The organism is Parasphingopyxis sp. CP4 (assembly GCF_013378055.1).
In the GTDB taxonomy this organism is placed as follows: Bacteria; Pseudomonadota; Alphaproteobacteria; order Sphingomonadales; family Sphingomonadaceae; genus Parasphingopyxis.
In genome coordinates, this window is sequence record NZ_CP051130.1 from 809,102 (window position 1) to 834,966 (window position 25,865).

The following is a 25,865-nucleotide window of genomic DNA, read 5'->3' on the forward strand; positions in this document are numbered from 1 at the left end:
GCGGTTCAACCGTATTTTGCCAAGAGAGTATTAACCATTGCCCGCCTAGAAGCAGCTGCAACACAGCAGCAGCCAAGGACGGGCAATGGAACATATCAGGGAATTTGTTGCGGATCGCGAAATCACGGTCCCGATCCCGGACGGCCCAAAAGTGGCTGTTATCCTTCCTTGTTATAATGAAGAAGCCGCAATTGCTCAGACAGTTGCGGATTTTCAGGCGGCTCTGCCGACGGCTGATGTCTATGTTTACGACAATAATAGCAGCGATCGCACGGTCGAGGTCGCCGCTGAGGCTGGCGCAATAGTCCGCTCTGAAAAAATGCAGGGTAAAGGCAATGTGGTCCGCCGGATGTTCGCAGATATCGAAGCGGATATCTACATCATGGCCGATGGCGATGCGACCTATGAGGCTGCTGCCGCGCCGCGCCTCGTGCGTCGGCTCGTAGAAGAACAGCTGGATATGGTGGTTGGCGCCCGCAAAACAGAGGTCGAAGCCGCGTATCGTAGCGGTCATCGACTTGGAAATGCCTTGCTCACTGGAATTCTCGCCCGTCTGTTCGGACGCAGCTTCAACGATATTCTTTCCGGATACCGCGTATTCTCGCGCCGTTTCGTGAAGAGCTTCCCGGTTCTCTCTCAGGGTTTTGAGATTGAGACTGAAATCAGCGTGCACGCACTGGAATTGAAAATGCCGGTGGCCGAGGAGGTGACCGAATATAGCGCACGGCCTGAAGGATCTGAGTCAAAGCTATCCACCTATCGTGACGGCTTTCGGATATTGCGGACAATGGCAACCCTGTTTCGCATGGAACGGCCAGTCCTATTCTTCGGGGCGATTGCCGGATTCCTCGCATTGGCGGCGATAATTCTCGCAGTGCCTTTGGCGATTACCTATGCCCAAACTGGCTTGGTACCTCGCTTGCCAACCGCTGTGCTTGCAACCGGCCTGATGTTGCTTGCCTCACTGAACCTGTTTGCAGGTATGATTCTCGATACTGTGGTTCGTGGTCGCCGCGAACTTCGCAGGCTTGCATATCTGGGCTTTTCTGCACCAGGACGCACAAGCACACGCTAAGCCCTCTTGAAGCTGAGCGCATTCGTGGCAATGTGGGCCTGACAGATTTTCCGGAAAGGCCTTCAATGATCAATCCTATCGACAATGCGCTCGTTCCCGTTGTTATCGAGCAATCGAATCGCGGTGAGCGCAGCTTTGACATCTTCTCGCGCCTGCTGCGCGATCGGATCATCTTCCTGACCGGCCCGGTTGAAGACAATATGGCCTCGCTGATTACAGCTCAGCTGTTGTTCCTGGAATCGGAGAATCCGAAAAAAGACATCTACATGTACATCAACTCGCCAGGTGGCTCGGTTACGGCCGGAATGGCGATCCATGATACCATGCAATATATCCGCCCACGCGTCGGCACGGTCTGTGTCGGTTTTGCTGCATCCATGGGCGCGTTCCTACTGACTTCGGGTGAACCGGGTATGCGGGTTGCCTTGGCCAACGCCAAAGTGATGATCCACCAGCCGTCGAGCGGTATGCAGGGAACCGCTGCAGATGTGGAGATCCACGCAAAAGAGCTGATCAAGACGCGTCATAAGATGAACGAGCTGATGGCCAAATATACAGGTCAGCCGATCGAAGAGATCGAAAAGAATGTTGACCGTGACAAATTTTTCGACGCAGACGAAGCAAAAGCCTTTGGTCTGGTTGACGAAGTCTATGAAAAACGGCCAGAAGTTGAGGCAAAAGCTGACAGTTAGGGCCGGTTAAGCCATTAGGCATTTTCTTGTGCAATAAGTGATTGTGTAGTCCAATAACGACGGGCTAGACTAGTTGCGTCCGCGAGGTTGCGGTCGGAAGGAACTGAATATGACAAAGTTGAGCGGGAGCGACTCGAAAAGCACGCTTTACTGTTCGTTTTGCGGAAAATCGCAACACGAGGTCCGCAAGCTTATCGCCGGCCCGACCGTTTTCATCTGCGATGAATGCGTTGAGCTGTGTAACGATATCATCCGCGAAGAGACGAAGGGTTCTATCTCTTCCAAGCGCGAAGGCGGTGTTCCGACCCCGGCTGAAATCTGCGAAGTGCTTGATGATTATGTGATCGGGCAGGGCGGCGCAAAACGCGTTCTCTCGGTTGCCGTCCACAATCACTATAAGCGTCTGAACCACGGTTCGGGCAACGGTGAGGTTGAGCTGGCGAAATCGAATATCATGCTGGTTGGACCGACCGGTTGCGGCAAGACCTTGCTGGCCCAGACATTGGCGCGAATTCTTGATGTGCCGTTTACAATGGCCGACGCCACAACCCTGACCGAAGCCGGTTATGTTGGCGAGGACGTTGAAAATATCATTTTGAAACTGCTCCAGGCGTCCGACTATAATGTCGAGCGTGCGCAGCGGGGCATCGTTTATATCGACGAGATCGACAAGATCAGCCGCAAGTCAGACAATCCATCAATTACCCGCGACGTATCGGGTGAAGGCGTTCAGCAGGCGCTGCTTAAGCTGATGGAGGGCACCACCGCAAGCGTTCCGCCACAAGGCGGCCGCAAGCATCCACAGCAGGAATTCCTGCAGGTCGACACGACAAACATTCTGTTTGTCTGCGGCGGCGCATTTGCTGGACTCGAAAAGGTCATCTCCGATCGTATGCAAGGCAAGTCGATGGGCTTTGGCGCGCATGTCGAAGCACCTGACGAACGCAAGGTTGGCGAGGTGCTGCGTCATGTTGAGCCGGAAGATCTGCTCAAATACGGCCTGATCCCCGAATTTGTCGGACGTCTCCCGGTCATCGCGACCTTGGACGATCTTGATGAAGGTGCGCTGGTTCAGATCCTGCGCGAACCGAAAAATGCGTTGGTGAAGCAATATGCCAAGCTCTTCGACATGGAAGAAGTGAAGCTTGATTTCACCGACGATGCGCTGGTTGCGATTGCCAAGAAAGCTATCGAACGAAAAACTGGCGCGCGTGGCTTGCGATCCATCCTTGAAGGTATCCTGCTCGATTCCATGTATGATTTGCCGACGCTTGAAGATGTCAGCGAAGTCGTGATCGACAAAGATGTGGCCGAGGGACGAAAAGAACCGGTTCGGGTCTTTGCTAAAGCCGAGGAAAAGACTGCGGACGACGCGGCCTAGAGCAGATATCCGATTATTCGGGCTTGTCCTTCGCGACATTGATCGCAAATCGAGGCAATTCTGATCCACATCGCAATCACCTCCTCATGTTGAAGCGGGACAGTTGCGTCTCCATATAGCCGGAAATCGGAGTTTCGATCGCGAAATCGGCCTCTGAACCCGTTTGGAGTACAGAATGAGCTTATCCTTACCCGTACTGCCGTTGCGCGATATTGTGGTGTTTCCACATATGATCGTTCCGCTGTTCGTTGGACGTGACAAATCCGTGGTCTCCCTTGAGCGCGCCATGGCTGCCGACAAGACGATCTTTCTTGTCGCCCAGCTTGATCCGGCCGAGGACGACCCCGATCGCGAAGCTTTGTATGATATCGGCGTTACCGCCACCGTTCTTCAGCTATTGAAGCTTCCAGATGGTACCGTGCGAGTTCTGGTTGAAGGCCAGCAACGGGCTTCGCTTGATGATATCCATTATCGCGACGAACATCTGGTTGCCGAGATTGAGCTGATCGAAGACCTTCCCACCGAGGGCCCCGAAGTCACCGCCCTGATGCGATCGACGGTTGAACAGTTCGACAATTACGCAAAGCTCAACAAAAAAATTCCGGAAGAAACGGCTGTTCAGCTCGGCCAGATCGAAGGTGCCTCGCAGCTTTCCGACGCCGTCGCCGCCAATATTGGAGCAAAAGTCGCCGATAAGCAGACGATGCTCGTTGAGCGTGACCCGTCCAAACGGCTCGAAATGGCCTTTGCCTTTATGGAAGGCGAACTCGGTGTACTGCAGGTGGAGAAAAAAATCCGCAGTCGCGTGAAACGCCAAATGGAAAAAACACAGCGCGAATATTATCTGAATGAGCAGATGAAGGCGATCCAGCGCGAGCTCGGCAATGATGATGAGGAAGAGGGCGATGAACTCGCCGAGCTTTCCAAGAAGATCAAGGAAACCAAGCTTTCCAAGGAAGCTCGAACCAAAGCCCAGTCCGAGTTCAAGAAACTCAAGGCCATGGCGCCGATGTCAGCGGAAGCAACTGTTGTCCGCAACTATCTCGATACTCTGTTGGGCTTGCCATGGGGCAAGAAAGCCAAGCTGAAAAAGGATATCGGTGAAGCGCAGCAGATCTTGGACGAAGATCACTATGCATTGGAGAAGGTCAAAGACCGGATCATCGAATATCTGGCAGTTCAGGCGCGCACCAATAAACTTAAGGGCCCTATCTTGTGCCTTGTCGGCCCTCCAGGCGTCGGCAAGACATCGCTGGGCAAATCGATAGCCCGAGCTACAGGCCGCGAATTTGTGCGCCAGTCACTTGGCGGCGTGCGCGATGAAGCGGAAATCCGCGGCCACAGGCGAACCTATATTGGGTCTCTGCCCGGCAAGATCGCGACAAACCTAAAGAAAGCGGGATCGTCGAATCCGCTTTTCCTGCTCGATGAGATCGATAAACTTGGGCAGGATTTCCGCGGCGATCCGGCCTCAGCCTTGCTCGAAGTTCTGGATCCCGAACAGAATGACAAGTTCCAGGATCATTATCTCGAGATCGATCTGGATCTGTCCGACATCATGTTTGTGACGACCGCGAATTCGCTCAACCTCCCGCAGCCTTTGCTGGATCGGATGGAGATCATCCGGCTTGCTGGCTATACCGAAGACGAGAAGGTTGAGATTGCGAAGCGGCATCTGATGCCGAAACAGGTCGAGGCGCATGGCCTGAAAGACGGTGAATTCGCGCTGGAAGACGAAGCACTACGTTCGATGATCCGCCATTATACGCGCGAAGCCGGTGTTCGGACTCTTGAACGCGAAATCGCCAAAGTGGCACGCAAGGGTTTACGCGAAATCCTGGAAGGCAAATCGGAATCGGTAACGATTACGGCCGATAATCTGTCAGACTATCTGGGTGTCACCAAATTCCGGTACGGCGTCAGTGAAGAAGAAGATCAGGTTGGTGCGGTCACTGGCCTTGCCTGGACCGATGTCGGTGGTGAATTGCTCACGATCGAAGCCATCACTGCTCCCGGCAAGGGCCAGATCAAAACAACCGGCAAGCTCGGCGAGGTAATGCAGGAATCGATCCAGGCGGCGATGAGTTTCGTCAAGGCGCGCGCGCCGAGCTACGGCATCAAGCCGAGCATTTTCAGCAAGAAGGACATTCATGTCCACTTGCCCGAAGGCGCTGTGCCCAAAGACGGCCCGTCAGCTGGTGTCGGCATGGTGACCGCGATGATTTCAACTCTCACGGGTATTGCGGTCAATCGCGAGATTGCCATGACGGGCGAGGTAACCTTGCGTGGACGGGTGTTGCCGATCGGTGGTTTAAAGGAAAAACTCCTCGCTGCGCTGCGTGGTGGAATCAAGACAGTCGCCATTCCCGAAGAGAATGAGAAGGACCTTGTCGAAATCCCCGAAGACATCCGAGAGGCCCTCGAAATCATTCCGGTCGGGCATGTCGATCAGGTCTTGGCGCTTGCGCTGACAGGTCCTGTTGCGCCGATTGAATGGAGCGAAGCAGACGAGATCGCGACCGATCCGAGTCCCCAAATCGGGCCGGGCGGTTCTGGCGATGGCGACCCCGCAATTCGTCACTGAATCGCAACAAAATTGGCCTGATATGCAAAAAAGCCTAGTTTTTTACCGTTTTTGTGCGCGTTAGGGCTTTACAGGCGCATGCCATTTGGACTTAGATGCGCGGGTCGGCAATGCCGTGAGTCACTATTCAAAAACATACCTATACAAGGGGTGCGGAGAGCATGAACAAGCAAGAACTTATTTCTTCCGTCGCGGATGCATCGGGCCTGAGCAAGGCTGATGCGGGCAAAGCCTGCGAAGCTGTGTTTGACACAATCACCGGCGCACTGAGCGGTGGCGGCGAAGTTCGTCTGGTAGGCTTCGGAACCTTCTCGACGACCGAACGTAAAGCATCGACCGGACGCAATCCGCGCACCGGCGAGCCAATGCAAATTCCGGCTTCAACCCAGCCTAAATTCAAAGCTGGCAAAGGCCTGAAAGACGCGGTCAACTAGATCGTTTTCCGGCTTTACGGCCGGATCTTGGGGGGCGGCCTATCCTATTAGGCCGTAGAAAATAGGCGAGCACTGTCACGGTGCTCGCCATTTTTCTTTTCAGTCATGACCGGCTTTCCGGCGCATGGTGCCGGGCCGGGCGCGTAGCTCAGTGGGAGAGCACTGCCTTCACACGGCAGGGGTCGCTGGTTCAATCCCAGCCGCGCCCACCAAACTGTCTGCCGCCTGTACCAAAAATATTGGCGAAAACCTCCGTAATTTTATTACAAAGCATTGACGATTGGCCGTTGCGACCCCTATGTGCGCGACTGGCTTTTGCGCCGAACATGGCGATCGTAGTTCAATTGGTTAGAATGCCGGCTTGTGATGCCGGAGGTTGCGGGTTCAAGTCCCGTCGATCGCCCCATTTTTACCGGTATCGGTTTGTCTGAGCGCCGGCTACGCAGGAATGTGAACATGTCCGCGACATGGGACTTACCCGATTTTGACGACCATGAAGCCGTGCATTTCTTTCGAGATGTCGAGAGCGGGCTTCGCGCGATCATTGCGGTACACTCTACCCATTTAGGGCCAGCTGCCGGTGGCGTTCGGTTTTGGCATTACGGCGACAATGGGCGTGCGGTTACCGATGCACTGAGACTTTCTCGCGGCATGAGCTATAAAAATGCCATGGCTGGTCTCCCGATGGGTGGCGGCAAAGCTGTGATCCAGGCTGACGAAGCCCGTACCAAGACACCAGAAATGTTGCGCGCCTTTGGTCGAGCAATTGCGAGCTTGGGCGGCGGATATGTGACAGCCGAAGATGTCGGCATGACCGATGATGATATGGTGGTCATCCGCAATGAGACCGATCATGTCGCGGGCTTGCCCGTGGAAAGCGGCGCAGCTGGCGGCGATCCCGGACCCTATACAGCGCTTGGCGTGTTTCTTGGGGTCAAAGCTGCGGCCAAACGTGCGTTGAACGTCGATTCCCTGACGGATGTACATGTTGCCATCCAAGGTGTTGGCAGTGTTGGCGGCGGACTTGCAAAGCTGCTGGCCGAAGAAGGCGCGCGGCTCACGCTGGCAGACGTCAATGCGGATCGGGCTAAGGAACTGGCCGCTGAATATGACGGCGAAGCTGTCGACACGGACAGCATCTTGTCCGTTGAAGCGGATATCGTGAGCCCAAATGCGCTTGGCGCTGTGCTCGACGAAGAGAGCATTTCCGAACTTCGCTGTTCGGCTGTTGCCGGCGGCGCGAACAACCAGCTCGCGACCCCGCAAGACGGACAGCGCATTTACGATCGCGGCATCCTGTTTGCGCCAGACTATGTGATCAATGCTGGCGGCATCATCAATGTCGGACTCGAATATCTGGGCCAGGGTGATGAACAGGAAGTCAAAGCGCGGATCGCGAAAATCCCTGACCGACTTGAGCAGGTCTGGCAGGAAAGTGCGGAATGCGGCGATCCGGCCGCCGATGTGGCGGATCGCATTGCGCGCCGCCTGATCGCGCGTAGCTAGGAAATAACCGGCCGGACTGGTCGATTCTGCTGTCGTTCCCGATAGAGCATGTAGAACCCGCTCGCGATGATTATCGCTGAACCGCACCATGTCGCCACGGTCGGGATGTCAGACCATATCAACCAGCCAAACCCAACGGCCCATAACAGCTGGGTGTAATCAAACGGCGCGACCACGACGACAGGCGCAACCCGCAATGAGGTAGTGAGCAGCATCTGCGCAGTTCCGCCGAAGAGCGCAATTGCCGCCAAGACCATCCATTCTTGTAGGCCATGGCTCGAGGCGAAGAAGGGAACGGCGATGCCTGTCGCAATTGCCGCGAGTAAGGTGAACCAGAAAACGGTCGTGATCGCACGCTCTGTCTTGCTGATCTGGCGGATGGTGATGATGACACAGGCTACGCCAAAGGCTGAAATCAATGCGACAATTAGGCCATCCATTGGCAGGCTGCTGCCACCCGGTTGCATGACCACTAGTACGCCGATGAATCCTGTCAGAACGGCCACCCATCGATGCCAGCCAACCGCTTCAAGCATGAAGATCGCGGAAAGCATGGTAGCAAATACCGGGGCGGCGAAGCTAATGGCGGTAGCCTCTGCGAGTGGCAGCAGGCTGATCGCCCAATAGCCAAAACCCATTGCGAAAAGACCGATTATCGCTCGCCAGAGATGCGCGAGCGGAATATCTGTCTTGATCACGCCAAATCCTGGGCGGAGTGCGATCCAAATCGTGAGCGGGATAAGGGCGAGAGCAAATCGCCAGAAGATCATCTCAATCGGATGCAGGCCGAGATCGGCACCAATCTTCACCATTACCGTCATGAACGCGAAAGCGGTTGCCGCAAGGATGCGCGCAACGATGCCGGCTATGGGCCGTTGTTCAGGCGGAGAACTGTCGGTCAATGGAAGGAAACTGATCCTGCAAGTGGTGAGGCGTTGAAAAACACCGGATGTGAGGTCGTCTTATGCTTTTCCCGGCACAGTTGCTACGCTAAGAAGCCCGTTCAATGCACGTTTTCGCAAATCCTACCCGCTTTCTATCGATCGCGCGCCCGCTGACACCGTGGCTGCTATGGGGCGGCCTCGCACTGACCAGTGCTGCGATCATCATGGGTCTCTATTATTCACCACCGGACTTCCTTCAGGGCGAGTTGGTGCGGATCATGTATGTTCATGTACCCACGGCCTGGCTCGGAATGGGCGGTTGGACGGGCATTCTCATCGCCAGCTTGATGCAACTGATCTGGCGTCACCCGCTGGCCGGGATCGCCGCACGGGCAATTGCAGCACCCGGCGCGATGTTTACGGCGCTCTGTTTGCTGACCGGATCGATCTGGGGTCGCCCCGCATGGGGCACATGGTGGATTTGGGATGGGCGGCTGACGTCTATGCTGGTTCTGCTGTTCCTCTATTTCGGATTCATGGCGCTATCCTCGGCGAGCGAGGAACGGGCGAGCATTAGCCGGGTCGCTGCGATCTTTGGTGTGATTGGCGCGATCAACCTTCCGATCATCCACTATTCGGTGACATGGTGGAACTCGCTTCATCAGCCGCAAAGCCTTACGCTGAGCGGCTCAGCCATCGATAGCTCCATGCTATGGCCGTTGGGGCTTGCAGTTATTGGATTTTCGATGCTTTTCGGCGCGATTGTCTTAATTAGAATGCGCGCGATCATCGCGGATGTTCGCATTGAAGCCCGTTTGCGCAGACTGGCTCAGGGATAACAGCATGGAACCATGGCCTTTCATCATCGCAGCCTATGCGTGCACAATTGGCGGGACGGCGATCCTGACGATCTGGAGCATTGTGCGCATGCGCGCCAATGAAGCGCGTGCCGCAGCTTTGCGTGAGGAAAACCAGTCGTGAAGGCAAAGCATCAAAGGCTTACCCTGGCGATTATTGCGCTTGTCGCTGTTGTGGCCGCAGGTTTCCTTGCGCTGTTCGGGCTACGCGACAACGCATCGCTGTTCCGGACGCCATCAGAAATCGCAGCGGAACCGGTTCCCGCCGGCCAAGCATTTCGACTTGGCGGCATGGTAGCCAATGGCTCGATCACGGAGCAGCCAGACGGTGTTTCGATCCGCTTTATTGTTCAGGATGGCGAAGCGCAGGTACCGGTTATTTTTGCGGGGATCACGCCCAATCTGTTTCGCGAGAATTCCGGCGTTGTGGCAGAAGGTTCGATGAATGCGGATGGTGTGTTCGTCGCAGATAATATTCTCGCAAAGCATGATGAAAACTACATGCCCCCCGAACTGGCGGATATGGAGATGGCAGGGGATCCGCGCCAGTGATCGCTGAAGCCGGACTGGTCGCACTCTGGCTTGCCGCTGCATTGTGCGGCTTGCAGCTCATATTCGGTATCATGGTCTTGCGGTCCCCAGACAGCAATATTGTTCAAGCGATCCGACCGATAGCGATCGTTCAAGGTCTGCTGACCGTCTTTGCCTTTGGCATGCTGGTCTGGCTCTTCATGGTCACCGATCTCTCCGTTGAGCTCGTGGCGGCCAATAGCCATTCGGATAAGCCGGCGCTTTATAAATTCTCCGGAACATGGGGAAACCATGAAGGCTCGATGCTCCTATGGGTAGCGATCCTTGCGGTATCGGGAGCCTTGGTGGCCGCATTCGAGAAAAGGCTGCGCGAAAAGACCTTAATGGCGACGCTCGCGGCACAAGCCGCAATTGGCATCGGCTTTTACGCCTTTCTCTTATTTGCCTCGAATCCCTTTGCGCGACTTGATCCCGCACCGGTTGAGGGTAGGGGGCTGAACCCACTGCTTCAGGATCCCGGTTTGGCCTTCCATCCGCCGACCTTGTACGTTGGATATGTCGGCATATCGATTGCCTTCTCCTTTGCGGTCGGCGCGCTCCTGACTCGCGATGTTGGCCCCACCTTTGCCCGGGCTATGCGGCCATGGGTGCTGGCCTCCTGGATCTTTCTCACGCTCGGTATCGCAGCCGGAAGTTATTGGGCTTATTACGAACTGGGCTGGGGTGGTTGGTGGTTCTGGGATCCAGTCGAAAACGCATCGCTCATGCCCTGGCTCGCGGCAACTGCTTTGCTGCACTCTGTCACCGTTCTTGCGACCCGCGACGCATTGCGGGCCTGGACGATCATGTTGGCTGTAGTGGCCTTCTCCATGTCGATGATCGGGACATTCCTGGTACGCTCCGGTGTCTTGACCAGCGTGCACGCCTTTGCCGTAGATCCTCAACGCGGTTCGTTCATCCTCGCCTTGCTCGTCATTTATATCGGCGGAGCGCTGGCATTATATGCGATGCGGGTGAGTACGGTGCGTGAAGGCGCACAATTCGAATTCATGAGCAGAGAAGGTGCTCTGGTAGCGAACAATCTGCTCCTGTCCGCAGTTCTGGGAATCGTACTGGTTGGCACGCTCTATCCACTGGGCGTCGAAGCTGTCACCGGCGAACAATTGTCGGTCGGTCCTCCCTATTTCAATTCGACTGCTGGCCCGCTTGCGCTCATCCTCGTCGTCGCCATGGCAGTTGGACCGCTTTTGCGCTGGCGCCGCGATAGGTGGCGCAATGTAATGAGCCGCATTTCTATTCCCGTGCTCTTGGCATCGCTAGCGCTGATGGCGCTGGTGCTGGCGGCGTCGCCCATCGGGATATTGCCGATGCTGGGATTAATCCTCGCTGCCGGAGTGGCAGCAGCCAGCGTAGCGCCGCTGTGGAAACGCAATCTGCGACGCACCCCATTATTCACCTACGGCATGGTCCTCGCCCATCTTGGGATCGCCGTCAGCATGGCCGGTATGGCCTTTGAAAGCGCCTTTACCGAAGAAGTACTGGTTGCCTCACGCCCCGGTGAAACGCATCAAGTTGGTCCATATTCCGTTACATTTGACGGTACGGTGCCCGTTGCCGGGCCGAACTGGACGGCAGTGGAAGGCGGTTTGACGGTGCAGCGTGGTGATGGCGAACCATTTACGCTCAACCCCCAATCACGCATGTTTTCTTCGCCCGTGACCGAAACGAGCGAGGCGGCCATCCAAACATCTTGGAATGGGCAGCTATACACGGTGCTGGGCACCGGCGACGGCACCGGCCGATGGCAGTTGCGTCTCTGGTGGAAGCCATTTGTGACGTGGATCTGGTTTGGCGCGATACTGATCGCATTGGGCGGCTTGTTGTCGCTGATTGGCCGTGTCCGGAGAGAGCGACGCGCCATGGAACGTGAGGCCTGGGCATGAACCGTTTCATTCTCTGGGTGCCGCTCGGCGTGTTTCTGGCCTTTCTTGGGATTGCAGCATCTGGCCTGTTCACTCCGCCTGACACAACGATTGAATCGAGACTGGTCGGCGAACCTGTGCCCGAATTTGCGCTGGAGCCTTCATTGCCGGGTCGAGCGGGTATCAGCAGCGCCGATCTGGCGACCGGTGAACCGCGCCTGTTGAATGTGTTCGCCAGCTGGTGTGTTCCATGCATTGCCGAAGCACCGCAATTGATGCAGCTGCGCAATGCCGGTGTGCAGATTGATGCCATCGCGGTCCGGGATCGCCCAGAGGACGTGTTCGCCTTCTTGCAGCGCTATGGAGATCCGTATCAACGGATCGGCGCGGATACCGAAAGTCAGGCCCAATTGGCGCTGGGCTCGTCTGGCGTCCCCGAAACCTTCATCATCGACAGTAATGGCGTGATTGTCAGCCAACATATTGGCGACATCCGGCCCGAGAATGTGCCCCAGATCCTGGCTGCCCTGGAAGATGCCCAATGACGCGGTGGATAATTGCCATATTATTAGCCGTTTCACTGCACGGGCCGGCGGATGCCCAATCCCGCATGCCGCCTGCTCAATGGGCCAATGAGCAACTGCCTGATCCCGCTCAGGAGGCGGAAGCGAAAGATTTGATGGAGTCGTTGCGCTGCCTCGTCTGTCAGGGTCAATCGATCGCCGATAGCGACGCTGAAATGGCGCAGGATATGCGGGCGTTGGTCCGTCGACGGATTGCCGAAGGAGAGGAGCCTGAGGAAATCCGTAATTGGCTGGTTGAGCGTTATGGCCGCTGGATTACCTATGATCCGCCAATTGATGGCGTAACCTGGCCGCTCTGGCTGCTGCCGATTTTGTTGCTGGGCGGCGGGATCTGGCTGGCACGCGGGCGTTTCCGCAGCTCCAAGAGGGGCAGTTAATGGGCTGGTTTGCAGCTATTGGCTTGATTGCGCTGGTCATTTTCTGGCTTTGGCGGCTTGCCGAGTTTCGTGGCCGGCAGCTTGAATGGCTTGGAGCCGCACTGTTGCTCGGTTTGGCTGGATATGCCTGGCAGGGCAGCCCTGTTCTTGAAGGACGACCCACCGAGCCGCGCCACGAACGTCCGCCCGAAGGCAGTACCGAGATCAATGAGGACTTTCTCAACAATCGTAATTCGACGTCCGAACGCTGGATCATGTTTGCCGAGGCTGCGAACCGGCGCGGTGACCATATGAACGCCGCACACGCGATCCAAAATGGCATCGACAGTGATCCCGACAATGCGGATCTCTGGGTGGCGCTGGGCAATGCGCTGTTGCTCCACGGAGATGGCCAGATGAATCCGGCTGCCCAGCTTGCCTTTGAACGAGCCGCGCAACTGGCGCCCGATCATCCCGGGCCGCCATTCTTTCTCGGTTTGGCATTGGCTCAGGCGGGTCGCCTTGACGATGCCGAGGCTACGTGGCTGGCTTTGCTCGAGAGAACGCCCGAAAATGCGCCCTATCGTGCGGATCTCGAAAGCCGTTTGGCGAGCGTGGCGCGAGCGCAGGGGCGGCCGGTTGAGTTACCGACTGCGCCTGCTGATCCCGCTGACACCGATTCCTAGTTAAACGGCAGGTCGAGTGCTTCGGCCACCGCTTCGTAGCGAATTTTGCCATCCGACACGTTGAGGCCCGCGGCGAGATGCACATTGTCCGCCATAGCCTGATCCGGGCCTTTGTTCGCCAGCTGAATGACATAGGGCAGCGTCGCATTGTTGAGCGCAAAGGTTGAGGTGCGCGCGACAGCGCCCGGCATATTGGCAACGCAATAATGGATCACGCCTTCTTCGGTGTAGACAGGATCTTCGTGGGTAGTCGGCCGTGACGTCTCGAAACACCCGCCCTGGTCGATCGCAATGTCGACAATTACCGAGCCGCGTTTCATGGTTTTCAGCATGTCGCGCGTGATCAGTTTTGGTGCAGCACCACCCGGAACCAGAACCGCACCGACAACCAGATGGGCTGACTTAACTGCCGCTTCGATAGCCGCCTTGGACGCATAGGCAGTCTTGATCGTATTGCCGAAATGGGTGTCCAGTTCGGCCAAGCGATCATTGCTGATGTCATATATCGTGACGTCAGCCCGCAAGCCGACGGCCATCTGCGCTGCATTGAGGCCTGCGACACCACCGCCAAGGATGATCACCTTCGCGGGAGCAACGCCCGGGACGCCGCCCAGCAATATTCCGCGGCCGCCCTGTTCCTTCTCCAGATAATGAGCGCCGGCCTGAACCGACATGCGCCCGGCCACTTCGCTCATCGGTTTGAGCAAGGGGAGGGACCGGTTCGGTGAGGTAACAGTTTCATAGGCTATGCAAGTCGCGCCCGATTTCATCAGGCCCTCGGTTTGCGGTTTGTCTGCTGCGAGGTGCAGATAAGTGAACAGAATATGCCGCGATTCCAGCATCGCGACTTCCTGGGACTGTGGTTCTTTGACCTTCACGATCATGTCCGATGCAGCGAATACCTCTGCCGCCGTATCGACAATAGACGCTCCAACAGCCCGATAATCATCATCGTCAAAATCAATGCCGCAGCCGGCTTTTGTTTCGACGACAACATCATGTCCGGCTTTGACGACGTCAAAGACCGAATCCGGTGTGAGTCCAACACGATATTCGTGATTCTTGATTTCCTTGGGGATTCCGACGCGCATTGACGCCTCCTGAGATTGCTAATGGCAGGCCTATAGCGATCTGCGTTAAGCTTGTCCTCCCATTGCGGCGAGGGAATTACCGTGATAACCCGCGCGCTTTGCCGCCGGGGGGAGAAAAAGCCCATCCATGGCGGATTTCCGGCATTCACAAGGGGCCGCGTCCAACCATAATGAGCGAAATTAAAACTGCTCACCCTGTTCCCGGTTCGCCGTCGCGCGATCAGGCTGTCGTCAAGCTTGCGGCAGGCGCGATCGGTATTGTTTTCGGGGACATAGGCACCAGCCCGCTTTATGCCTTTCGCGAGGCGTTTACCGGCCACCATCCGCTCGCGCTGGATCAGTTGCATCTCTATGGGGTGCTCAGCCTGATCTTCTGGGCGATGATGCTGGTCGTGACGATCAAATATGTCACGATCATCATGCGGGCGGACAATAGGGGTGAGGGTGGTAGCCTCGCTCTGCTGGCGCTGATGGGTGGTCGCAACTCCGGCAAGAAATGGAGCGCGGGCATTGTGATGCTCGGTGTCATGGCAACTGCACTTTTCTACGGCGATGCGATGATTACGCCGGCTGTGTCCGTATTGGGCGCAGTCGAGGGGCTTGCCGTGGTCAGCCCCAGCCTTTCGGGATGGATCATACCAATTGCGGTCTTCATCCTGGTCCTGCTCTTCCTGATCCAAAGGTCGGGCACCGCAAAGGTGGGTGCGTTTTTCGGCCCCATCATGATGATCTACTTTCTGACGATCTCCGTATTGGGCATCATCAGCATCAGTCAGAACCCGGAAATCCTTTGGGCGTTCAGCCCGCATTACGCCGCCCAATTCTTCATGATGGAGCCGCTCAAGGCCTTTTTGGCGCTGGGCGCTGTGGTGCTCGCGGTTACTGGTGCCGAAGCGCTCTACGCGGATATGGGTCATTTCGGGCGCAAGCCGATCGGCGTTTCCTGGCTCGCGTTCGTGCTGCCGGCATTGATCCTCAACTATATGGGACAGGGAGCCCTGGCGCTACGCGAAGGCGAAGCGATCATGAACAATCCCTTCTTCATGCTCGCGCCCGCCTGGTTCCAGATACCGTTGCTCGTCATCGCGACATTCGCCGCGATCATTGCGTGCCAGGCGGTGATTTCGGGGGCCTTCTCGGTAACCCAACAGGCAATCCAGCTCGGCTTCATGCCGCGTCTTCGGATCAAACATACCAATGCCTCGACGATGGGACAGATCTACATCCCGATCGTAAACTGGGCACTGATGATCATGGTGATCCTGCTCGTGCTGACCTTTGGCAGCGTGACCAATCTGACCGCCGCTTATGGCGTCTCGGTAACCGGAGCGATGCTGCTCGATACATGCCTGCTCAGCGTATTGTTGTTCAGCTTCTGGAAGTGGAACAAGATTTGGGCCGGATTGCTCGTGGGCTTGTTCTTCATCGTCGATGGCATGTTCTTCGCAGCCAATCTCACCAAGATTCCAGAAGGCGGTTGGGTGCCGCTCGCGATTAGCGGTGTTGCGCTGCTGCTTTTGACAAGCTGGTCGCGAGGCCGTTCGCTGATCATCGCCCAGATGCGCGAAACCGCTATGCCCGTTCAGGTTTTCGTAAAATCCGCTGCTGGCGAAGCAACCCGAGTACCGGGTACAGCCGTATTCATGACGACGTCACCCGAAGGTGTCCCCCACGCGCTGCTCCACAATCTGAAGCACAACAAAGTCCTCCATGAGCGGATCGTTTTGCTCACCGTGTCAATTCTCGATCGACCCTATGTAGCCGAGAGCGAGCGGGTGAAATCCGAAGACCTTGGCCAGGGCTTCTACCGCATCATCTTGCGCTATGGCTTTATGCAAGACACGCACGTGCCCAAGGCGCTCGAAAAGGTCACGACCTGTGGTTCAGCCTTCCGGATGATCGAAACAAGCTTCTTCCTGGCGCGGCAGACGCTGCTGAGCTCGGAAAACCCGCAAATGGCGCCGTGGCGGGAAAAACTGTTCGCCTGGATGTTGCGCAATGCGGAAACGGCGATGCAATTCTTCAGCCTGCCGCCAAACCGGGTCATCGAGCTCGGCAGCCAGGTCGAGATATAGGCCAGCCAGGGTGCGTGCGGCGATCATATTGGCCGCAGGGCGGTCCCGCAGGTTCGGTACCGCCAACAAATTACTCACCCCGATCGCGGGAAAGGCGCTTCTAGCGCGGACCATTAAAGCAGCATTGCGCGAGCCTGTGGGCCGCGTGCTCGTGATGATCGGACATGACCGGCAGCGAATAGCGGGAGTGGTGCATAGCCAAGGGCAGGGACGGGTCTTTCCTGTGCAAGCCGCTGATCATGCGCTTGGACATCAGTACACATTGCTGGCGGGCTTAAAGTCCCTGTCCCGACACGAAAACGAAGTTCTGGTTTTTCTAGCAGATGCGCCAGGTGTGAGACGATCGGTCGCCGGGCCGCTGTCCCGCGCAGCAAGAGGAAAAGTCGCCGCTCGGGCGGTACAACAGCATATCCCCGGGCACCCGGTACTCATTCGCGATATCCCGGCCGTCATTCGGAGGATCGAAGAGGGGAAAGCACCATTGGACCCGGCAACAACCGGCCGTGTCCAAGTTGGTCGATTGGCCATAGCGGACGTCGATCGTCCAATTGATCGCCACCGCTTCGCCGAACACGGTAGGTCATGAGCGAAGGCGGTGCACCCATCATTGTGTCGGCGCTTTTTGGGTCCGACGATTTTGGATATCTCAACGGCTTGCGGCGAATGCACTTCCCGCCGGAGCGCAACATCATTGATGCACATCTCACCCTTTTTCATCATCTTCCGCCCAGTATTGCGGGAGAGCTCAAGCATCGGCTCGCAGAGGAAACGCGCGGAATTCCTCAACCGAAGGCGAAACTGAGTGGGTTGATGTCGCTTGGCCGTGGCGTCGCCTTTCGGGTCGATTGCCCCGAGCTCGAGGATATCCGCGAGCGATTGGCCGATGCATTTGGCGGGCTCCTTACCCCTCAAGATCAGCAAGGCTGGCGCCCGCATGTCACGATCCAGAACAAGGTTGAGCCTTTAGAGGCCAAGGCGTTGCTCAAGACGCTGTCAGAAGGCTTTCAACCACGTCCGCTAGAGATCACAGGGCTCGCCAGCTGGTACTATCGTGGCGGCCCATGGGAAAAGCTCTCGACGCACAAATTTGCGCGCTAGGCCGCTCTCAATCGATCTGGCCGATTCCATCGCAACTGAGATCAAAGGCTTCGAGGCCAGCGTCCAGATATGCGGCGAGCATCGGCATATCCATCAACTGCTCCAGGATTGGATCGCTATCGGGATCCGCTGCCTCGGACATCGCCTCGTCCCAGTCACTGATGTCGAATGTGCCATTGCCGATCCAGGCGAGCGCCAGGATCTCCGCGCGTTGGTCCTCGGCCAGATCATCGAGCGCCGCCTCGATTTCCGCTTCAACCGAGTCGTTCTTCTCGTCGATCATCACGTCATATTCGTCATCGGTAGAAACGGGCCCATCTTCATCGACCTCATCAGGCTCGTTTGAAGGCACCTGCGCGTCCCATTCCCGGGCGCGCACGATAATCCGACAGATCATATCGATCGGGGTTTCGAGTTCCATTATCGACCTCCACTATTCAGCGGCTTCGCTGTACCAACAGAGAAACTGTATCGCGCTTCCCGCGCGACGCCAAATCGGTTGACCGGAAAAGGCCCGCTGCCTATAGGCCCCCAACGCCCGTTTGTGGCGCTCGCCTTAGTGCATCAGGGCGGAGTAGCTCAGTTGGTTAGAGCAGTGGAATCATAATCCATGTGTCGGGGGTTCAAATCCCTCCTCCGCTACCAAATTTCTCTTTTCCCCGGCCAAGCAATGCCTTCATATTGCGCGCTTGCGCAGAGGAAGGCAGGGCACCTATCTCGTGCTTGCAAATAGAATTGGAAAAGACATGGCCGAAACCCATCGCACGAAAATGCTTATCCTCGGATCCGGGCCTGCGGGCTTGTCCGCCGCCATCTATGCCGCACGCGCTGGCATGGACCCGATTGTTGTCCAGGGCATCGAGCCTGGCGGACAGCTGACGACGACGACGGAAGTTGAGAATTATCCCGGCTTTGCCGATGTGATCCAGGGCCCTTGGCTCATGGAACAGATGCAGAAACAGGCAGAAAACTGCGGCGCGAAGATGGTTTGGGACAGCATTGTCGATGTCGACCTCACCAAGCGCCCGTTCCGTATGACTGGCGATGGCGGGGATGAATATCTCGGTGATGTGCTGGTCATAGCGACTGGTGCTCAGGCCCGGTGGTTGGGCCTGGAAAGCGAAACTCTGTTACGCGGCAAGGGCCTTTCGGCCTGCGCGACATGCGATGGCTTCTTTTTCCGCGGCAAGAAGATTGCCGTAGTCGGCGGTGGCAACACGGCCGTCGAGGAAGCGCTATATCTCACCAATCACAGCGATGATGTGACCCTGATCCACCGTCGTGACGAATTGCGCGCCGAAAAAGTCCTGCAAGATCGGTTATTTGCGCATCCCAACATCACCGTGCTTTGGGATAAGACTGTGGATAAATTTGTGGGTGGCGGCGATCCGGAAGGGCTGGTCGCCATTGACCTCAAGGACACCAAGACCGACGAAATCACTCAGATTCCAGCAGAAGGCGGCTTTATTGCCATCGGCCATGATCCGGCGACGGCTCTGTTTAAGGGCCATCTCGAGCTGGATGAGGATAACTATATCAAGGTTGAGCCTGGCAGCACGCGAACCAGCGTGCCGGGAGTATTCGCGTGCGGCGATGTGATGGACAAGATTTATCGTCAGGCGGTCACGGCTGCTGGCACCGGCTGCATGGCCGCGCTCGATGCCGAGAAGTTCCTGGCTGAGACGGAATTCGAGTCGGAACTGGAAACGGCCTAGGCCTGCGCCTCAAACCCGTGCAGTGCTGTTAAGCAGCTTTGCAGCAACTGATCGAAATCACCGTCCCAGGCAAAGCTATGGGCGTCCGTATCAATCGTTTCGCTTGAGAAGCGGGATTGCTTGGCCTGTTCAGCCAGCGCACCGTTGCGCCATTCATCGGCAAAACCGATCGCAGTCGCGTCATCCTTTGCGAGAACGATATGCGCAGGTGCATCCGATGCTGCCATTGCCTGCGCGACGCGCTCGGCGAGACTGCCAGTGCTCTCACGCGGCTTGCTGATCTTGAGCAGGCCGGAGAGCGCCTTGCGATAGTTTACGCCGCCGGTCAGCAAACGCTTCCACCCATCAAGGCTCAGCAATTGATCGCGATAATGGCTCTTGATCGCAGCCGGCGGTGGCTCGTTGGCTGCAGCTTCGACAACCCATGGGTTCGCGAAGATCATGGCGTCTACGCCGCATTGTTCGTGATGAAGGCACAATGTCGTGGCGCCATCGCACAATCCGAAACCGACGATTGTCTGCACTGATGGCGCATGCTCGCGAAATGCCGAAATCGCGGCGGCAAGGTCGGGCGCACTCTCTTCGAAACCTGGATCTTCGCCTGAACTGTCGCCAACGCCACGGCGATCGTAGCGCATTACGGGATATCCGGCCGCTGCTAGGCCGCTTGCAAGTTGCGCAAATCCGCGATGCGCACCGAAACGGGTTTGACCGCCACCGGTGACAATCACCACGCCAAGCGATGAATCCGCCTGATCCAGCGATCCGGCCAATATGTCATCGGCGCATTCAAAGGCGAATTGAGAGCGGGTCATCCGAGCCACTCCACTATGTGCGCGACCAGCGTGTCGGTGAGCTCTGGTGACCCGGTCGGCTCCGCCCTACGCCAGAGTGGCGGGCCGACAATCACCGCATCGCTATCACCATGTTCCTTCTCGAGGCGAATGGTACTCACACGCTCGATCGGCTGTGGCTCTGCATCACGAATCGCACAGGCCAGATCGGCCGAGACAGGATATCCGCCGATGATTGTCGGGCCGTCCGTGAAAACCGCCGCCTGTGCGGCGCTATCGAATGCAGCATCAGTAAGGCTGCGAGATCGGATGAGATCTCGAACAAGCCGTTTTCCGTCCACCGGCGAAAAGCGCATATGAGATGCGCCTTCAATGCCATCATCAATCAGGCATCCACCCCGGATTGCCAATACAGTCGTGGCAGTGGTGACAGCAGCCGCGTCCGCCACAGCCTGTCGCCAGTCATCCCACGCAATGTTAGTGAGTTCTACTTCGCTTTCACCCGTTGCCGGAAGATCTGGTAGATGCGTTGTAATGCCGACCGCGGCCAGGGCGCGCATCGTATCCGAAATCAGTTTGCGGGTGCGGTTCAGTTCTTCGAGCAGCGGCGGAACGATCAGCAATTGCGTGCTGCTCGAATCCCCAAAGCTCATTATGGGATGGGATGTACCGCGCGATTCATAGCGCCAAAATCGCGGGGCAGCGGCGCTCACTGCAGGGCCTTTTCCTGGGTAAAGCGCAGCAAGTTGCCAAAGGTTTCGAGCATCTCTGCTTCGAATTCGTCATCTTCGATCCAGATGCCAAGGCGATCTTCGATCTCGGTCAGCAAGCCGGCGACGGCCATCGAGTCGAGCTCGGGTATCGCGCCAAACAGCTCGGTTTCACCGTTAAATTCGGCAACATCGGCTTCGTCGAGAGCCAATATATCGACCAGCACGGCACGAACCGTTTCTTCAACTTTCTCGGCAGCATCAGATGCCATGAAAATTCCCCTGCAAACCCGGATGCGCCCGCCTAATCGCTTGGCGCGCGGCGGACAAGTCCCGAAATCCATTGCTTTGCTAATGGCAACCAAGCCTCCGGCCGGCGCGGATTGTATAATGTGAGTGTGTAGAGCGGCTGCCGGCCATCCATCCAATCGGCCTTATAGGGTTGATCCCCGGTTCCATAGTCGATGATTTTGGGGTGATCCTGCTCAATTATCTCGCGGAACATCGCCGCGCCAAGGATCGAGCCGGGTGAAAAAGACTTTGCATCTTCGCGATAGGCCAGCTTGTGGATGGTCGCCCGGCCATTCTCGACGGTCCAAAGCTGAGCAGCAACCGCTTGCCCATCCTGATAGGCAACGCCAAGGCGCAGCGTTCCTGCATTGCCCTCGCGTTCAGCAAAGGCTTTCATGAAATCCCAGCTGCCTTCTTCCGGCTTCCAGCTATGGGCGTAGATCTCGCGATAATCCTGCCAGGCCTGGTCATCAAAGGACCGATGGATCTTGATATCGAGATTGGCCTTCTTGCCTTTGCGTTTCACGGTGCTTCGCAACTTACCGGGGCGGGCGGCCCAATAGTCGTCAAAGCTTGGCGGCGTGGCCAACTCCCATTTCTGGGTTGCGATTGATCGATAGACTTTCCAGCCATTTGACCGAAAGGCCCGCTCAATGCGTTCGGGGTCTGCAATCGGGCCAAGGGATAATGACGCCATGTCGGCAAGCGAAGCTGCTAACTCCGCTGTCAAAGCGTCATTTTCACCATGACGGACGATGTCATATGCGAGGCTGTACCAGCTGGTCAGGGCTTCGGCGTGACGCCGACCCGTCTTGAAGAGAAACAGCCATGCAGCCGCATCGCCATCACGGGCCCGGGCAATGATCGGTGTGTGTCCTTCCGAACAATGTTCGGCGGTCGCGGCAAACCATTCAAATCGTTGGAATAGACATGGCTGATTGGCCCGGTCGAGCGCATCACCGGCATCGGCCGCTACATCGGCCAGGCTATCGAATAGCTTTACGTTAACGGTCATGACGCTATCCCGGTGGCAGCCGCGATGCGGCCCGTGACGCCATCATGTAATCGGAAGCCATGACGAAAGCCTTAAATCCCGACCCAAGGCCAATCGATCATCTGCCATTATGTGGCGAAATGAATGATCTGGCGCTTGTCGACAAGCATGGCGAGCTCGATTTTGCGGGCTTGGAACGCGCCATAGGGGCCGTTGCCAGCTGGTTGGCGTCACAGGGCCTTGAAAGCGGTGACCGCGTGGCGTCTTGGCTCAACAAAACCCGCCTGGCCTGTCTGATGCCACTTGCAACAGCGCGAGCCGGTCTTGTCCACGTACCGGTCAATCCACTGCTTAAGCGTGCGCAGGTGGCGCATATCTTGGCTGACAGCGGCGCTAAGCTGCTGATTGCGGGCAAAGCACGTCTGAAATCGCTGGAAAAAGGGGATCTGGCGGAAAAATGCGTCGCGATCGAGGAGGATGAGGTGAGCATGTCTGGTGGGGCAATGGCACCATCAAGCGCCGATCCCGACAGTCTTGCCGCCATTCTCTACACATCTGGTTCGACTGGTCGCCCGAAAGGCGTGATGCTGAGCCATGCCAATATGTGGCTGGGAGCGGTGAGTGTCGCCCATTATCTGGGCGTCACGCGAAGCGATCGGAACCTGTGCGTGCTGCCATTGAGCTTTGACTATGGCCAAAATCAGCTATTCTCTAGCTGGCATGCCGGCGCATCAGTGATACCCTTCGATTATCTCATGCCCCGTGACGTCGCAAAGGCGGTTGGACGTCATAACGTCACAATATTGGCCGGAGTTCCGCCACTATGGGTGCAGCTAACCGAGATCGAGTGGTCGCCGGAAACCGCTGAAAAACTGAGAATATTGACCAATAGCGGCGGCAAGATGCCGGTACCGCTTGTGGAGGCAATGCGCAGGACATTTACGGGTGCTGCCGTTCATTCCATGTACGGCCTAACCGAAGCATTTCGTTCGACGACATTGGATCCAGCGCTTATCGACAGCATGCCGGAAAGCATTGGCAAAGCCATCCCATTTGCCGAAATCATGGTTGTGGGCACCGATGGCAACGAAGCGGCGCCAGGTGAGGCTGGGGAATTGGTCCATGCTGGTCCACTAGTTGCTCTGGGATATTGGCAGGATCCGGAGCGGACGGCTCTACGGTTCAAGCCAGCACCAGAATATTCCGAATATGGCGGAATGGCCGTCTGGTCGGGCGATTCTGTTACCCGGGATGCCGAAGGGTATCTCAAATTTGTCGGCCGGGACGATGCGATGATTAAAAGCGCAGGCAACCGGATATCGCCGAGCGAATTAGAGGACGCGGCGATCGAAAGCGGAGAAACGGCAGAAGCTTGCGCCTTTGGCGTAGCTGACGAGCGTCTCGGACAGGCCATAATTCTGGTTGTGCGGGGGGAGGGCGGCGATGCCGACGCCGCCTTGAAACGATTTCTCAAGGCGGAACTGCCAAATTTCATGCAACCAAGAGAAATAATCTGGCAATCAAAGTTACCACGTAATCCTAACGGTAAACTAGATCGTACTGAAATAGAACGGAAATGGGGCGAATGAAACCGATTGGACCGATACCTATGGCCTTTGCGGACCAGCACGGGGAGCTGACGATCGGCGGGCTATCCGTATCAGAGCTGGCGTCCAGCGCGGGGCAAACACCCTATTATGCCTATGATCTCGATCTCATCAGTGCGCAGGTTGAACGTTTCCGAAAGGCGATACCGGGCGAAGTTCATCTTCATTATGCGGTAAAGGCTAACCCGCATCCCGCTGTAATCCAACATCTAATGGAGCTCACTGACGGGTTGGACATGGCGTCGGGCGGCGAACTTGAGCGGGTGAGAGACTGTGGTGCTGATATGGCGCATGTCAGCTTTGCTGGGCCTGGTAAACGCGATCCGGAGCTGGAACTGGCCATTTCGCTGGGTGCAACGCTCAATCTGGAGTCCGAAAACGAGGCCAAGCGGGCGCTTGCGGCCGGCCAACGCCTTGGCATCACGCCGCGCCTTGCCGTGCGGGTGAATCCGGATTTTGAGCTAAAAGGCTCTGGGATGAGCATGGGGGGCGGCGCGAAACCCTTTGGTGTGGATCAGGATCGGGTTCCAGCGTTGGTGAAAGATATCATCTCTCAAGGCGCAGATTGGCGAGGGTTTCACATCTATTCCGGTTCACAATCTCTGGATGTCGATGCGATTGCAAATAGCCAAGAAGCCAGTATCGCTCTGGCAGCTGAACTTGCCCAAGCGATTGGAGAGCCACCCAAAACCGTGAATTTGGGAGGTGGCTTTGGAATTCCTTACACCGCCAATGACACGCCCCTCGATGTCGAATCACTCGGAAAACGCCTTGAAACAGCGCTGAGCGGCCGCAAGCCAATTTTGGCCGATACCCAGTTTATGATTGAACTTGGTCGCTGGCTGGTGGGTGAAGCAGGAGTCTATGTTGCACAAATTCTCGATCGCAAACTGAGCAAGGACGAGCTTTTTCTCGTTACAGACGGTGGAATGCACCATCACTTGGCCGCATCCGGCAATTTCGGAATGGTGATGAAACGGAATTATCCGGTCGCTATTGCCTCACAAATGGGCGCTGAGCACACGGAATCTGCAACAATTGTGGGGCCATTATGCACACCACTAGACCGTTTAGCCGCGGATATTGGCGTTCCGCAGGCCGAGATCGGTGACTATGTCGCGGTCTTTGCATCCGGCGCTTATGGTTTAAGCGCAAGCCCCATTAACTTCCTCAGCCATCCGCACGCCGCCGAGATAGTGGTTAAGGGCGGAAAAGTAACCATTTAGCTCAACAGGATTTTAACCCTTTCCGGTGCATGACGCATCGTAGAAAGGGCCGGAATTCCTGTGCGTTTGCAGCGAATGACGTCATCGGCCCAGAACTAAAAGGGCGAAGCGATGCGTATCAATTCCTCGAAAATGGCTTTCTGGCTGGGTGTTTCGGCAGTTGCACTTAGCGGTTGTGCTGGCGGTTCCGGGCAGCAGTTGCCGCCCGCTTCATTTGTCAGTTCGACACAAGGACCTGGCGAACAATATATTATCGGGCCGCTTGATTCCCTGACAATCTTCGTTTGGCGCAACCCTGAACTCGGCGCCGAAGTGCAGGTGCGTCCTGATGGCCGCATCACCACGCCACTGATCCAGGACATGGTCGCTGTCGGAAAAACGCCGGCGATGCTCGCTGACGATATTTCGGTCATGCTTGCCGAGTACATCACCGAGCCGAGAGTTTCGGTGATCGTCAACGAATTCTCGGGAACATACGCCCAGCGGATTCGGGTCATCGGTGCCACCGAAGAGCCTGCCTCGATCCCGTATCGCGCCAATATGACCTTACTTGACGCCATGATCGCTGTTGGCGGGCTTTCGGAATTTGCTTCCGGCAACCGTGCGCGCCTTGTGCGCCATGATCCGGTCAGCGGGCAGCAAGAGGAATATGCCCTGCGTATTTCCAGTCTTCTGCGTCGCGGCGACACGAGCGCCAATGTCGATCTGCGCCCCGGCGATGTGATCATTATCCCTGAAAGCATGTTTTGATCGAACGCGCCCCGGCCACACC

At 56.7% G+C, this 25,865-nt stretch carries 27 protein-coding genes and 3 tRNA genes; 23 read left to right on the forward strand and 7 right to left on the reverse strand.

The features are described 5' to 3' along the window. Positions 1 to 85 precede the first annotated feature (85 nt). The 8 genes from HFP51_RS03815 (at position 86) to HFP51_RS03850 (ending at position 7,672) form a co-directional block, all read left to right on the forward strand. Positions 86 to 1,075, forward strand: coding sequence for a glycosyltransferase family 2 protein (locus HFP51_RS03815; protein ID WP_176874445.1), 990 nt, complete (start codon positions 86 to 88; stop codon positions 1,073 to 1,075). Positions 1,076 to 1,140: 65 nt separating this feature from the next. Further along, positions 1,141 to 1,767, forward strand: coding sequence for an ATP-dependent Clp protease proteolytic subunit (locus tag HFP51_RS03820; protein ID WP_176874446.1), 627 nt, complete (start codon positions 1,141 to 1,143; stop codon positions 1,765 to 1,767). A 109-nt stretch (positions 1,768 to 1,876) separates the two neighbouring features. Then, entirely contained in the window at positions 1,877 to 3,148 is a 1,272-nt protein-coding gene (gene clpX, locus HFP51_RS03825) for an ATP-dependent Clp protease ATP-binding subunit ClpX (protein ID WP_176874447.1), read from the forward strand. Between the two features lie 175 nt (positions 3,149 to 3,323). Continuing rightward, positions 3,324 to 5,732 carry an endopeptidase La gene (lon, locus tag HFP51_RS03830; RefSeq protein ID WP_176874448.1) on the forward strand — a complete coding sequence of 803 codons (2,409 nt, stop codon included), beginning with the start codon at positions 3,324 to 3,326 and terminating at the stop codon, positions 5,730 to 5,732. Between the two features lie 161 nt (positions 5,733 to 5,893). After that, complete coding sequence (locus tag HFP51_RS03835) at positions 5,894 to 6,166, forward strand: HU family DNA-binding protein (RefSeq protein ID WP_176874449.1); 273 nt, start codon at positions 5,894 to 5,896, stop codon at positions 6,164 to 6,166. 137 nt (positions 6,167 to 6,303) lie between these two features. Continuing rightward, a tRNA-Val gene (locus HFP51_RS03840) sits at positions 6,304 to 6,378 on the forward strand. A gap of 117 nt (positions 6,379 to 6,495) precedes the next feature. Continuing rightward, positions 6,496 to 6,572 (forward strand) — tRNA-His (locus HFP51_RS03845). A gap of 50 nt (positions 6,573 to 6,622) precedes the next feature. Next, entirely contained in the window at positions 6,623 to 7,672 is a 1,050-nt protein-coding gene (locus HFP51_RS03850; RefSeq protein WP_176874450.1) for a Glu/Leu/Phe/Val dehydrogenase, read from the forward strand. Here HFP51_RS03850 and HFP51_RS03855 read toward each other — a convergent pair. Next, positions 7,669 to 8,574: a DMT family transporter gene (locus HFP51_RS03855; RefSeq protein ID WP_176874451.1), complete on the reverse strand. Its 906-nt coding sequence runs from the start codon at positions 8,572 to 8,574 to the stop codon at positions 7,669 to 7,671. The genes HFP51_RS03850 and HFP51_RS03855 overlap by 4 nt on opposite strands. A 104-nt stretch (positions 8,575 to 8,678) precedes the next feature. Between HFP51_RS03855 and ccmC the strand changes: the two genes are divergently transcribed. From ccmC to HFP51_RS03890, 7 genes are read left to right on the forward strand one after another with little or no spacing between them, the layout of a single operon-like run. Beyond that, on the forward strand, positions 8,679 to 9,395 hold the full coding sequence (gene ccmC / locus HFP51_RS03860) for a heme ABC transporter permease CcmC (RefSeq protein ID WP_176874452.1): 717 nt from the start codon (positions 8,679 to 8,681) through the stop codon (positions 9,393 to 9,395). 4 nt (positions 9,396 to 9,399) lie between these two features. Further along, positions 9,400 to 9,537 (forward strand): hypothetical protein, encoded by a 138-nt coding sequence (locus HFP51_RS03865; RefSeq protein ID WP_176874453.1) that lies wholly within the window; start codon positions 9,400 to 9,402, stop codon positions 9,535 to 9,537. Beyond that, positions 9,534 to 9,965, forward strand: a complete 432-nt coding sequence (ccmE, locus tag HFP51_RS03870; RefSeq protein WP_176874454.1) for a cytochrome c maturation protein CcmE — start codon at positions 9,534 to 9,536, stop codon at positions 9,963 to 9,965. Before HFP51_RS03865 ends, ccmE begins: the two co-directional genes overlap by 4 nt. Beyond that, complete coding sequence (locus tag HFP51_RS03875; protein WP_176874455.1) at positions 9,962 to 11,887, forward strand: heme lyase CcmF/NrfE family subunit; 1,926 nt, start codon at positions 9,962 to 9,964, stop codon at positions 11,885 to 11,887. The genes ccmE and HFP51_RS03875 overlap by 4 nt, the downstream gene beginning before the upstream one ends. Beyond that, on the forward strand, positions 11,884 to 12,411 hold the full coding sequence (locus tag HFP51_RS03880; RefSeq protein WP_176874456.1) for a redoxin family protein: 528 nt from the start codon (positions 11,884 to 11,886) through the stop codon (positions 12,409 to 12,411). Before HFP51_RS03875 ends, HFP51_RS03880 begins: the two co-directional genes overlap by 4 nt. Next, positions 12,408 to 12,827, forward strand: a complete 420-nt coding sequence (locus tag HFP51_RS03885; RefSeq protein WP_176874457.1) for a cytochrome c-type biogenesis protein — start codon at positions 12,408 to 12,410, stop codon at positions 12,825 to 12,827. The genes HFP51_RS03880 and HFP51_RS03885 overlap by 4 nt, the downstream gene beginning before the upstream one ends. Further along, a complete protein-coding gene (locus HFP51_RS03890) occupies positions 12,827 to 13,492 on the forward strand; it encodes a tetratricopeptide repeat protein (RefSeq protein ID WP_176874458.1) in 666 nt (221 codons plus the stop codon). Before HFP51_RS03885 ends, HFP51_RS03890 begins: the two co-directional genes overlap by 1 nt. Here the strand turns inward: HFP51_RS03890 and ald are convergent. After that, the gene (gene ald / locus HFP51_RS03895; RefSeq protein ID WP_176874459.1) at positions 13,489 to 14,583 is read right to left on the reverse strand and encodes an alanine dehydrogenase; all 1,095 of its coding nucleotides are present in this window, start codon (positions 14,581 to 14,583) and stop codon (positions 13,489 to 13,491) included. The two genes, HFP51_RS03890 and ald, sit on opposite strands and share 4 nt — an antisense overlap. A 170-nt stretch (positions 14,584 to 14,753) precedes the next feature. Between ald and HFP51_RS03900 the strand changes: the two genes are divergently transcribed. From HFP51_RS03900 to HFP51_RS03910, 3 genes are read left to right on the forward strand one after another with little or no spacing between them, the layout of a single operon-like run. Continuing rightward, on the forward strand, positions 14,754 to 16,658 hold the full coding sequence (locus HFP51_RS03900) for a potassium transporter Kup (protein ID WP_176874460.1): 1,905 nt from the start codon (positions 14,754 to 14,756) through the stop codon (positions 16,656 to 16,658). After that, the gene (locus HFP51_RS14805) at positions 16,582 to 17,244 is read left to right on the forward strand and encodes an NTP transferase domain-containing protein (RefSeq protein WP_370462934.1); all 663 of its coding nucleotides are present in this window, start codon (positions 16,582 to 16,584) and stop codon (positions 17,242 to 17,244) included. Before HFP51_RS03900 ends, HFP51_RS14805 begins: the two co-directional genes overlap by 77 nt. Continuing rightward, positions 17,241 to 17,756: a 2'-5' RNA ligase family protein gene (locus HFP51_RS03910; protein ID WP_176874462.1), complete on the forward strand. Its 516-nt coding sequence runs from the start codon at positions 17,241 to 17,243 to the stop codon at positions 17,754 to 17,756. The genes HFP51_RS14805 and HFP51_RS03910 overlap by 4 nt, the downstream gene beginning before the upstream one ends. 7 nt (positions 17,757 to 17,763) lie before the next feature. On the opposite strand, the gene HFP51_RS03915 is transcribed toward HFP51_RS03910, so the two are convergent. Continuing rightward, a complete protein-coding gene (locus HFP51_RS03915) occupies positions 17,764 to 18,177 on the reverse strand; it encodes a DUF3775 domain-containing protein (RefSeq protein WP_176874463.1) in 414 nt (137 codons plus the stop codon). A gap of 147 nt (positions 18,178 to 18,324) precedes the next feature. On the opposite strand from HFP51_RS03915, the gene HFP51_RS03920 reads away from it, so the two are divergent. Together HFP51_RS03920 and trxB are read left to right on the forward strand one after the other, a co-directional pair. Further along, positions 18,325 to 18,401: transfer RNA gene (locus HFP51_RS03920), tRNA-Met, on the forward strand. A 125-nt stretch (positions 18,402 to 18,526) separates the two neighbouring features. Continuing rightward, entirely contained in the window at positions 18,527 to 19,471 is a 945-nt protein-coding gene (gene trxB, locus HFP51_RS03925; protein WP_176876526.1) for a thioredoxin-disulfide reductase, read from the forward strand. Here trxB and HFP51_RS03930 read toward each other — a convergent pair. The 4 genes from HFP51_RS03930 to HFP51_RS03945 are packed head-to-tail and all read right to left on the reverse strand — an operon-like array spanning position 19,468 to position 22,281. Further along, on the reverse strand, positions 19,468 to 20,286 hold the full coding sequence (locus HFP51_RS03930; RefSeq protein WP_176874464.1) for a hydrolase 1, exosortase A system-associated: 819 nt from the start codon (positions 20,284 to 20,286) through the stop codon (positions 19,468 to 19,470). The genes trxB and HFP51_RS03930 overlap by 4 nt on opposite strands. Continuing rightward, on the reverse strand, positions 20,283 to 20,918 hold the full coding sequence (locus HFP51_RS03935; RefSeq protein ID WP_176874465.1) for a hypothetical protein: 636 nt from the start codon (positions 20,916 to 20,918) through the stop codon (positions 20,283 to 20,285). Before HFP51_RS03935 ends, HFP51_RS03930 begins: the two co-directional genes overlap by 4 nt. A 56-nt stretch (positions 20,919 to 20,974) precedes the next feature. Beyond that, positions 20,975 to 21,247: a phosphopantetheine-binding protein gene (locus HFP51_RS03940; protein ID WP_176874466.1), complete on the reverse strand. Its 273-nt coding sequence runs from the start codon at positions 21,245 to 21,247 to the stop codon at positions 20,975 to 20,977. A 32-nt stretch (positions 21,248 to 21,279) separates the two neighbouring features. After that, on the reverse strand, positions 21,280 to 22,281 hold the full coding sequence (locus tag HFP51_RS03945) for a GNAT family N-acetyltransferase (RefSeq protein WP_176874467.1): 1,002 nt from the start codon (positions 22,279 to 22,281) through the stop codon (positions 21,280 to 21,282). Positions 22,282 to 22,340: 59 nt separating this feature from the next. Here HFP51_RS03945 and HFP51_RS03950 point away from each other — a divergent pair, with 59 nt between their 5' ends. The 3 genes from HFP51_RS03950 to HFP51_RS03960 all read left to right on the forward strand — a co-directional run bounded on the left by HFP51_RS03950 (position 22,341) and on the right by HFP51_RS03960 (position 25,843). Further along, entirely contained in the window at positions 22,341 to 23,849 is a 1,509-nt protein-coding gene (locus tag HFP51_RS03950) for an acyl-CoA ligase (AMP-forming), exosortase A system-associated (protein ID WP_176874468.1), read from the forward strand. Beyond that, entirely contained in the window at positions 23,846 to 25,093 is a 1,248-nt protein-coding gene (locus tag HFP51_RS03955) for a pyridoxal-dependent decarboxylase, exosortase A system-associated (RefSeq protein ID WP_176874469.1), read from the forward strand. The genes HFP51_RS03950 and HFP51_RS03955 overlap by 4 nt, the downstream gene beginning before the upstream one ends. A 111-nt stretch (positions 25,094 to 25,204) precedes the next feature. After that, positions 25,205 to 25,843 (forward strand): XrtA/PEP-CTERM system exopolysaccharide export protein, encoded by a 639-nt coding sequence (locus HFP51_RS03960; RefSeq protein WP_176874470.1) that lies wholly within the window; start codon positions 25,205 to 25,207, stop codon positions 25,841 to 25,843. Positions 25,844 to 25,865: the final 22 nt, after the last annotated feature.